We start from the raw sequence: 9007 nt of genomic DNA on the forward strand, positions 1-9007 counted from the left end.
GCTCCCGTGGGGTGGCATACCAATAACCCAGACCCATAAATACCGCGCCTGACAGGGTATTCCCCAGTGTCACCCACAGCAGGTTATGACCGATACCGCTCAGGGTGTAAGCCTCGCTGTGATGACCGAACCAAGACAAGGCGAACAGCGTCATATTTGCTACGGAGTGTTCGTAACCGGAGGCAATAAAGGCCAGCAAGCACCACCAAATAGCAATAAATTTAGCGGCACCTTCTACCCGAATTGCCATCCAGATCGCCAGACAAACCAGCCAGTTACATAGTACACCCTTAAAGAATAAGGTCATAGCGGGCGCAGAGGTTTTTGCCAGCGCCGCGGTGTGCACCAAACTGGTATCCACTGACAGCAGGTTACCGCCGCCGTAGTAATAAAGCAGGGCAACAAAAACAGAACCCAGCAGATTCCCCAGCCAGGTTTGTGGCAGTACAGTCCACATTTGACTGGATTTAATAGTGCCTGCCTTGACCCCAAAGGTCAGGAACATGGTGTGGCCGGTAAACAGCTCAGAACCAGCGATAATCACTAAAGTCAGCGCCAGACCAAAGGTGGCCCCCATGACTAATGGGCGGTAAGCGGGGTCAATCAGATTGCCCAGGGTAAAAATCAGAATAATGCCAAGGCCAACATAAGCACCGGCCATCGCCGAACCAATCCAAAATCCCAGCGGGCTTTCTTTTGCCAGTTTGACGATGCGGGCCGCGTTGGTCGCGCATTTGTTAATGGTGTCTGTATACATATTCATACCTGTGATCGAGAGTTATTTTGTGGTTATCCGGCACTGGCCGGATAACTGTTATCTATCACGCTTTGACTTGCACTATGCCGTCGCGAACCCGCGCATCAAAATGGGCAACCGAGCGCGTTTCATCTTCCAGACAGAAGCCATCATGCAGGCGAAAATGTTGTTTTTTCAGTGGGCTGGCCACCCACAAATCACCTTGATGTTCTGCAATTAATCCGCGCGAGAGCACACTGGCCTGAGCGAAGGGGTCAATGTTGCTAATGGCAAACACCTGTTCGTCCGCATAAGGCCGGAATACCGCAACTTGATGCTCACCAATCAGGCCACATACGCCGCTACCGGGCAAAATATCGGCTAATGGGCAAAGTGGAATCCACTGACTCATAAGTTATCCTCCAGTTCCAGCACCCTAACAGGGATGCGTTCATCCGGACGGGCCGGGCGATGTTGTTCACGTTCAGGCACTACTTGTACATTTGGGTCACGTAGTGGGCTGTTGATAAAGTGGGCGAAACGGACTTGCGCAGCCGGGTTTTCGACGGTGACTTTCCATTCGCAGGTGACTTTATCGCGCAGGCGAGCAATATCCGCTTCTAGCTGGTCGTTAATGCCCAGTTTGTCATCGAGAATGACGGCGCGTAGATAGTTAATGCCACCTTCCAGACTTTCCAGCCACACCGAGGTGCGTTGCAGTTTATCGGCGGTGCGGATGTAGAACATCATAAAGCGGTCGAGATAGCGCATCAGGGTTTCTTCATCCAGATCCGCTGCCAGTAAGTCCGCATGACGTGGTTTCATCCCGCCATTACCGCAGACATACAGGTTCCAGCCGTTTTCGGTGGCGATAATCCCGACATCTTTACCCTGTGCTTCTGAACATTCGCGGGTACAGCCGGAAACACCAAATTTCATTTTGTGTGGTGTCCGGATGCCTTTGTAGCGGTGTTCCAGTGCGACACCGAAGCCGACGCTATCGCCAACCCCAAAGCGGCACCAGGTGCTACCGACACAGGTTTTTGCCATACGTAGTGCTTTGGCATAGGCGTGTCCGGTCTCAAAGCCCGCTTCAATCAACTGCGCCCAAATAGCCGGGAGATCGTCTTTTTGTGCGCCAAACATCCCGACGCGCTGTGAGCCGGTCAGTTTGGTGTAGAGATTATATTGTTTGGCGATGCGGCCAATGGCCAGCAGACCATCAGGCGTGATTTCCCCACCCGGTGAGCGCGGGATAACCGAGTAAGTGCCATCTTTTTGGATATTGCCGAGGAAATTGTCGTTGGTATCCTGCAACGGGGTGTGTTGCGGCTCCAATATATATTCATTCCAGCAGGATGCCAGCAGTGAACCCACCGTCGGTTTACATACTTCACAGCCATAACCTTTGCCATATTTTTCCAGCAAGGCATCAAAGCTTTTAATCCCTTCGACACGGATCAAGTGATATAGCTCTTGACGTGAATACGCGAAGTGCTCACACAAATGATGATTAACTTCAATGCCTTGCTTGCTGAGTTCGGCATTCAACACTTGGGTCACTAAGGGAATGCAGCCGCCGCAACCGGTACCGGCTTTCGTCGCCGATTTAAGCGCTGCTACGGTATGGCAACCCTGGCCGATGGCTTGAATAATGTCGCCTTTGGTGACATCAAAACAGGAACAGATTTGTGCGGTATCCGGCAGGGAATCAACCCCCATCGCTGGTTTACTGCCCGCATGGGCTGGCAAAATCAGGCTGTCGGGGTTTTCCGGTAGCTCAATATTATTCAGTGCTAATTGCAGCAGATTACCGTAATCGCTGGTATCACCGACCAGCACCGCCCCGAGCAGTTTTTTGTTGTCGGCGCTGACCACCAGACGCTTGTAAATCTCTTTGCTTTCATCGAGATAAACATAGCTGCGTGCGCCATCAGTGCGACCGTGGGCATCACCAATCCCGCCGACGTCTACACCGAGGAGCTTGAGTTTGGCGCTCATGTCCGCGCCCTGGAAGGTATTTTCGCGCCCCAGTAAATGGTCAGCCGTCACCTGGGCCATTTTGTAACCCGGTGCGACCAGCCCGAAAGTCCGCTCTTGCCATGATGCACACTCGCCAATGGCGTACACATCCGGGTCGGAGGTTTGGCAATAATCATTAATAGCAATACCACCACGGCGCGCTGTGGCTAAACCGCATTGGTGAGCCAGTTTGTCTTGTGGGCGAATACCGGTGGAGAAGACGATAAAATCGACTTCCAACTGGGTGCCATCGGCAAACAGCATGGTTTTGCGGCTGTTTTGCCCGCTATGGACAATTTCTTGCGTATTTTTGCCGGTATGCACTCTGACGCCCATGCGCTCAATTTTCTGGCGCAGTTGGTCACCGCCCATTGGGTCAAGCTGTTCTGCCATTAATACTGGAGCAAACTCAATGACATGAGTCTCAACACCGAGGCTTTTCAGTGCGCCAGCGGCTTCCAACCCTAATAATCCGCCACCAATGACTGCCCCGCGTTTACTGCGACGGGTGCAAGCTTCAATGGCATTTAAATCTTCAATGGTGCGGTAAACAAAGCAGTCTTGCCCTTCGCTGCCTTTAATCGGCGGGATCCACGGATAGGAGCCGGTCGCCATAATCAGCTTGTCGTAATATAGAGTACGGCCGCTGTTGGAGTGGATGACTTTCTCTTTGCGGTTAATGGTTATGGCGCGTTCGCCAACCAGCACTTTGACGCCGTGCTTTTCATAAAAACCTTCGCGAACTAATGACAGTTCTTCCGCAGTGTGGTGGGAGAAGTAAGAAGAAAGATGAACCCGGTCATAAGCGATGCGTGGTTCTTCGCAAAAGACGGTTATCTCAAATTGGTCTTTATCTGCTTTATCTAATAAGTCTTCAATAAAGCGGTGGCCGACCATACCGTTGCCGATGATGGCAAGTTTGACTTTGCTCATTTTTGCCTCAATTTTTAATTTTCTACCCTCACCTTAATCTTCCGCACAGCGCACTTATTGATGTAAATCAATTTGCCATCCATATACCTCTAAGGTGGTAGATGGCTGATTTTTAACGTTTTTTATAAGTTGTGGATTTCATTCATGTTTAGCTGAATGGTTTCAGTTTCGCTTTTTTTATTCATTAAATTGAAACGATGTTTTAGTAAAAGAAAATCGGCGAGTGGCTGTGGGTCGGGTAAGCTAAAGCGTAATAACGAAAGCAATCATGGAGTCATCTATGGCGGGCCAATCTTCAACGAATCATTTATTAAGCACAATTAATAATATCCGCCTTGCCGGGCAAGCAGGGCTGTGGCAGATAGCCATTGCCGAGGGCAAAATCACGGCGATTGTGCCGCAACCGGAGCTGCCAGTAACCGGTGATGGGGTATTGGATGCCCAAGGTGGACTGGCATTGCCGCCATTTGTTGAGCCGCATATTCATCTGGATACCACTCAAACCGCCGGGCAGCCAAGCTGGAACCAATCCGGCACCTTGTTTGAGGGCATTGAGCGCTGGGCTGAGCGTAAAGCCTTACTGACCCGAGACGATGTTAAGCAGCGCGCCTGGCAAACATTGAAGTGGCAAATAGCCAATGGCATTCAGTATGTCCGCACCCATGTTGATGTTTCTGACCCCAGCTTGACGGCCTTAAGTGCCATGTTGGAAGTCAAAGAGGAAGTCAGTCCGTGGGTGGATATGCAGATTGTGGCCTTCCCGCAAGAAGGGATTCTCTCTTATCCTGATGGGGCCGCTCTTTTGGAAGAGGCGCTGCGACTGGGGGCTGATGTGGTTGGCGCTATTCCTCATTTTGAATTTACTCGCGAATATGGCGTCGAATCGCTACATATCGCCTTTGCATTGGCGCAAAAATATCAGCGGCTGGTGGATGTTCATTGTGATGAGATTGATGATGAGCAGTCGCGATTTGTCGAAACAGTGGCGGCATTGGCGCACCGGGAGAACATGGGCGCGCGAGTGACCGCCAGCCATACCACGGCGATGCACTCTTATAATGGTGCTTATGCCTCTCGGTTATTCCGCTTGCTGAAAATGTCCGGTATTAACTTTGTAGCCAATCCGCTGGTGAATATTCATCTGCAAGGGCGCTTTGATACTTATCCCAAGCGGCGGGGTATTACGCGGGTGAAAGAGATGCTGGCGGCACAGATTAATGTCTGTTTCGGTCATGACGATGTGTTCGACCCGTGGTACCCGCTGGGTACCGCCAATATGTTGCAGGTATTGCATATGGGGTTACATATCTGCCAGTTAATGGGATACAGCCAAATCAATGATGGATTGAATTTGATAACTACCCACAGTGCCAGAACCCTGAATTTATCAGATTATGGGGTACAGACGGGTAACAGTGCCAATCTGATTATTCTGCCAGCAGAAAACAGTTTTGATGCGGTGCGGCGGCAAGTGCCGGTGCATTATTCCATTCGCCACGGCGTGGTGATAGCGAAGACCCAACCAGCAGAGAGCTGGATTTATCTCGGCCAGAAAGAGCGGGTAGATTTTAAATAAACGGAATTGCCCTGCACCGATATGGCGGCAGGGCAATCAAACAGCTAAATCAATGAGTCACGTGGCCATGGCTGCGGTGCTTGGTGAAGAAGCCCAAAATCAGACACATCACAAACACGGTCAGGTACAAGCCGTTGGCGGTTGCCAGTGCGGCATGAACACCACTATTAGCCACAATCGGGCCAGTTACCACGAAGGTCAACATGGTGCCGACAGTACCGCAGGTCAGAATGAAGTTCACCAGTTTTGGTGAAGACACTTTGGTTTGCAGTGAACCTAGCGTAATCAGCGTAGTGTAAATGGCACTAGAGACAAAGCCCAACGCCAGAATGTAGTAGCTCAGGTGTTCTGGATTATCCGTACTGACAAACATGTACATCGCCAATGTTGCCAGCGCCGCTAACACGGTGACGATGCGTTGCAGGTCAAAGAAGCGCAGGATAAAGCTGAATACCCACATCCCAATCATGTAGGAAATCCAGAAGTTACTGACCAATTGGCCAGCCTGACTGATATCCATGTTGAAGGTTTTGGTGGCGTATTCCGGTACCCACTGGATGAAACCGAGTTGGCCCAGGATATAACACAGTGCGGCAATCGCCAGGAACAGCACGCCCACACCCCATTTTTCTTTCACCACAGGTTTGCTTTGATCGGTGGCTTTATGGCCCAGAACTGGGAATTCAGAGCACAATGTCAGCACGAAAATACCGACATACAACAAGCCGATGCAGGCATAGACCCAGTACCATTCGATATGGCGTGCCAGCAGCATCGCTGCGGCGACCGGGAAAATCATCCCGGCCATGCTGAAGAATGAGTCGGTAAACAGCAGGCGTGACCCGCGCTGACGTCCTTCATACATGTGGGTTATCAGGAAGGTACCTATCGACATGGTTATCCCGCTGACGACGCCGAGAATAAACATGCTGATGGAGAAGATCATCAGATTATGGCCAACCATTAATCCGGCAATCGCAATTAACATCAGAATGAAACCAAACACTAACTGACGTTTTAATGGAATAATTTCCATCAACCAGGCATTCAGGAAGATAGAGATCAAAATACCGGCATTAAGGAAAGTGAATGTGTTACTCATACTGGCAATAGGCAGATTGAAATACTCTGCGATATTTCCCATCACCATCCCGGTGACAATAACTAACGCACCGGTCAGCGCGTATGAAAAGTAACTGATCCAAGTGAGTCGAAGGCGATTGCTGTTATTCATAGATGGGGCCTGTGTCAGCATAATGTTAAGTCAATAATAGTAAGAGCATATATAAAAAGCGCTAAAACCATTTCTGCACTGAGGCGGCGGATCCTAGCACAGGCATAGTGAGTTTTTGTGATTTACATTCAATTTTTAATGCAATGAGTGGAGCGCGATTGCGAAAAATAGTGAGGTGTCACAATTTGTAGTGGCGAGGCATTGATAAATATTCTGAATATGACAGGAAATGAGGATATTTTGAGTCTGTTTTCACACCAGGAAAGAGTGGCAGGCAGATGCATGTTAATCAGCGCTGAATTTACATAAATGCTATTTTTTAGGCGGCATAACTGACTCGCGCATGATAATCGCAGGTGGGAAACTAGCACTGGGAATCAATGGGTTAATGAGCAGTTGAGTGGCATATCGCGCCATTTCTACAATGGGGAAATGTAAGCTGGTTAATGCCGGGCTGACAAATGGAGCACGTTCGCCACTGTCATAGCAAAGCAATGAAATATCCTGTGGGACTTGCAAGTGATGCTTATTGATAGCGAGCAGGGCACCAATAGCCATTTCTTCGTTACAACAATATATAGCGGTGGGGTGCTGTGGGCGCTTGAGGATCTCATCTGCACGTTGATAGCCGCTTTCCAGGTCATATACCCCTTCCACACAAGCAACCGGCTCTAAACCGGCTAATTGCATCGCATCGATAAAGCCCTGACGCCGTAATTCACTGGAATGGCGCTGCGCTGAACCACTGATACAAGCAATGTGGCGATGGCCGGCATCAATAAGTACTTGTGTAGCCATTTGGCTGGCACGGCGATGATCAAAAGTGACACAGCGAGCTTCCAGGCCGGGAACCAGTCTATCCAATAAGACAAACGAACGGCCTGCTGCCGCTAACTGATGTAGCCTTTCATCACTGAGAAAACGCACATGCAGGATTAATCCATCGCAACGTAGGTTATACAGACGCTGAATAGCCTGCCATTCCTTATCTGCGTTATCCCGCCCCTGAGTGACTAACAGCTGTTTACCCTGCGATTCGGCTTCAGTTTGGACGAAATCCATCAACGCCCCAAAAAAGCCACCACGATAGGATGTGGTCACTAACCCCAGCGTATTACTTTGGCTGGAGGCCAGTGCCCGTGCGGCAGGGTTCGGGGTGTAGCCCAAAACTGCGACCGCTTGCTCAACTTTTTCACGCGTTTGCGCTTTAACATTGGTATCACCATTGACCACGCGGGATACCGTAGCGCGGGAAACCCCGGCTAATACCGCGACGTCTTCCAGTGTGACCATTGCTGACTCCAATCCCCTTCATACTTGAAGTTGCAGGGGGAACTGCAACTCCAATTACGTAGAGTATAAAATGAATGAATGTTACAAATCTGCGAACTGCGGCAAGTAAAGTTTATTTACTTGTAGCACATCGTCCAATAGTGGCTGAGCAATACTGGCGTTCCCAATCAGTGGGTTGGTCACCAATGCCAACAAAGCACTACGGCGATCGCCGTGCACTGCAGCTTCAATTGTCAGGCGCTCATAGGCTTTGACTTGCTGGGTTAGCCCATGCATGGAAACCGGTAAAGGGCCAAAAGTCAGTGGGTGTGCACCTTGCGCATCAACAATACAATTGGTTTCTACCACGGAACCATCAGACAAACCACGAATCGCGCCACGGTTTGTTGTATTCACAACTAGTTGCGTACCTAAATTATTATGAATTGCACGAATAAGTTCCAGTGCTACTTCAGAATAAAATGATCCTCCACGGAAACTGAGTTGCTCCGGTTTGCTATCCAGATGTGGGTCAGCGTACAGATCAAACAACTCTTTTTCTACCTGCATCACTTGTTCTGCACGGGTGCCGCGTTCAGCCGCTGCGGCCATTTCTTCTGCCAGCATATCTTGTGTCTGGTAGAAATAGCGATGATAAGGGCAAGGGATAGCACCCATTGCTCGCAGGAACTCCGGTGGCCATGGTGCTTCTTTGATGTTGTTCATGGTCAGTGAGGCTCCGTCACACAACATGTTTAGCACATCTGCGGTGACGTTTTTACCCTGCTGGAGCACTTCATGCACCCATACCATATGATTTAGCCCGGCGAAACGCAGCTGGATATCTTCATAAGGCGCATCCAGTAACTTCGCAATCATATGGTGCATACTGATCGGGACATTACACAGGCCAATAATCTTCGCTTTGCTATAGCGGGTTACTGCTTCGGTGACGATACCGGCTGGGTTGGTAAAGTTGATTATCCAGGCATCCGGTGCCAGCTTTTCAACTTTCGCAGCAATATCTAGCATAACCGGAATGGTACGGAGCGCTTTGGCAAAACCGCCGACACCTGTGGTCTCCTGCCCGAGTAAGTTATATTTCAGACCCAAACGCTCATCCGCTGCCCGTGCCGGGAGTTGGCCGACACGGAATTGTGTCAGAACGAAACTGGCACCTTCAATGGCGGTATCCAGTGAGAAGTGAACACTAACTTTCACCTGTTCCAACCCG

The 9007-nt window shown here is 49.9% G+C and carries 7 protein-coding genes; 1 reads left to right on the forward strand and 6 read right to left on the reverse strand.

What is annotated here, in order from left to right; translation table 11 throughout:
* The 3 genes from nirC to nirB form a co-directional block, all read right to left on the reverse strand.
* Positions 1-757: nitrite transporter NirC (gene nirC / locus ACNSO8_RS01905; RefSeq protein ID WP_418393652.1), on the reverse strand; the 757-nt coding region annotated here is incomplete at its 3' end.
* Positions 758-821: 64 nt separating this feature from the next.
* Positions 822-1148: a nitrite reductase small subunit NirD gene (gene nirD / locus ACNSO8_RS01910; protein WP_005159717.1), complete on the reverse strand. Its 327-nt coding sequence runs from the start codon at positions 1146-1148 to the stop codon at positions 822-824.
* The gene (gene nirB / locus ACNSO8_RS01915) at positions 1145-3691 is read right to left on the reverse strand and encodes a nitrite reductase large subunit NirB (protein WP_050163323.1); all 2547 of its coding nucleotides are present in this window, start codon (positions 3689-3691) and stop codon (positions 1145-1147) included. The genes nirD and nirB overlap by 4 nt, the downstream gene beginning before the upstream one ends.
* Positions 3692-3971: 280 nt before the next feature.
* On the opposite strand from nirB, the gene ACNSO8_RS01920 reads away from it, so the two are divergent.
* Positions 3972-5267, forward strand: coding sequence for a cytosine deaminase (locus ACNSO8_RS01920; protein ID WP_418393653.1), 1296 nt, complete (start codon positions 3972-3974; stop codon positions 5265-5267).
* 49 nt (positions 5268-5316) lie between these two features.
* On the opposite strand, the gene tsgA is transcribed toward ACNSO8_RS01920, so the two are convergent.
* The 3 genes from tsgA to ACNSO8_RS01935 all read right to left on the reverse strand — a co-directional run.
* Positions 5317-6501 (reverse strand): MFS transporter TsgA, encoded by a 1185-nt coding sequence (gene tsgA, locus ACNSO8_RS01925; protein WP_005174681.1) that lies wholly within the window; start codon positions 6499-6501, stop codon positions 5317-5319.
* 312 nt (positions 6502-6813) lie between these two features.
* On the reverse strand, positions 6814-7794 hold the full coding sequence (locus ACNSO8_RS01930; protein ID WP_050160232.1) for a LacI family DNA-binding transcriptional regulator: 981 nt from the start codon (positions 7792-7794) through the stop codon (positions 6814-6816).
* A gap of 81 nt (positions 7795-7875) precedes the next feature.
* Positions 7876-9007, reverse strand: a 1132-nt coding sequence (locus ACNSO8_RS01935) for a 6-phospho-beta-glucosidase (RefSeq protein WP_418393654.1), incomplete at its 5' end; no start/stop codon positions are given.

This window comes from Yersinia sp. LJYL362 (assembly GCF_048323875.1).

Bases quoted from the DNA above. Each gene is read 5' to 3' on its own strand.
- nirB (WP_050163323.1), bottom strand. From the start codon at position 3,691: ATGAGCAAAGTCAAACTTGCCATCATCGGCAACGGTATGGTCGGCCAC.
- nirD (WP_005159717.1), bottom strand. From the start codon at position 1,148: ATGAGTCAGTGGATTCCACTTTGCCCATTAGCCGATATTTTGCCCGGT.
- tsgA (WP_005174681.1), bottom strand. From the start codon at position 6,501: ATGAATAACAGCAATCGCCTTCGACTCACTTGGATCAGTTACTTTTCA.
- ACNSO8_RS01930 (WP_050160232.1), bottom strand. From the start codon at position 7,794: ATGGTCACACTGGAAGACGTCGCGGTATTAGCCGGGGTTTCCCGCGCT.
- ACNSO8_RS01920 (WP_418393653.1), top strand. From the start codon at position 3,972: ATGGCGGGCCAATCTTCAACGAATCATTTATTAAGCACAATTAATAAT.